1 protein-coding gene is annotated in these 449 nt (G+C 72.6%); it reads right to left on the bottom strand.

Annotated elements, in window-relative coordinates:
- Nucleotides 1-54 precede the first annotated feature (54 nt).
- Nucleotides 55-449, bottom strand: a 395-nt coding sequence (locus M1M07_RS32450) for a DoxX-like family protein (protein ID WP_248676796.1), incomplete at its 5' end; no start/stop codon positions are given.

A 449-nucleotide genomic window follows, 5' to 3' on the forward strand; every position in this document is an offset into this window, starting at 1 on the left:
CCAGCAGCACGCTGGAGAGGATGTGCACCCACTTGAGCACGAGGTACGTGTTCATCACCAACGCCTTCCGTCGGCGCGCCACAGCACCAGCAGGATCGCGGCGATGGGCAGGTTCTTGAGCAGCCGGCCGAGCGGATCGAGCCACAGCGCGGGGATCAGCACGGTGCCGGTCACCGTCATGGCGGCCATCAGCAGCAGCGCCGCGGCGTAGGCCGGCCGGCCCGGCCGCCACCACAGCCACAGGCCCACGGCCAGATCGGCGGCGATGCCCGCGGCGATGACTGCCTGCATCCAGGCCTCGCTCTGCAGCCCGGCGGCCACCAGCAGCTCCCGGCTCTGGCCGTGGAATTCCGCCAGGCTCGCGGCGGCGGTGCCGAGCCACACGGCCACGAGGCTCGCGCGCAGCCAGCGCTGCGCGTCGGGGGCCACGGCAGGGCGTGGAGTGTTCA

This window comes from Rhodococcus sp. HM1 (assembly GCF_023218075.1).
In the GTDB taxonomy this organism is placed as follows: domain Bacteria; phylum Actinomycetota; class Actinomycetes; order Mycobacteriales; family Mycobacteriaceae; genus Rhodococcus.